A 233-nucleotide genomic window follows, 5' to 3' on the forward strand; every position below is an offset into this window, starting at 1 on the left:
AGCTACTTCATTCTTTTGCTCGGCTTTTATCGCTGCTTCTTTTTTTGCCATATCGTTTTTTAACTGTTCTTGCGCTATTCTCTTTTTCTCTTCTTCACTTTTTTTCTCAGCTTTTATTGCTTCTTCTTTTTTAGCCATATCATTTTTTTCTTGTACTTGTGCCACTTTCTTTTTCTCTACTTCACTTTTTTGCTGTTCCTTAATTGCTTCTTCTTTTTTAGCTTTATCTTGTT

The 233-nt window shown here is 32.2% G+C and carries 1 pseudogene; it reads right to left on the reverse strand.

From position 1 onward, the window contains the following. Nucleotides 1–233, reverse strand: a pseudogene (locus tag MR107_RS32120) (LPXTG cell wall anchor domain-containing protein); the annotation flags it as partial.

The sequence above is a fragment of the Bacillus cereus group sp. BfR-BA-01441 genome (genome assembly GCF_022663075.1).
Taxonomy (GTDB): Bacteria; Bacillota; Bacilli; order Bacillales; family Bacillaceae_G; genus Bacillus_A; species Bacillus_A cereus.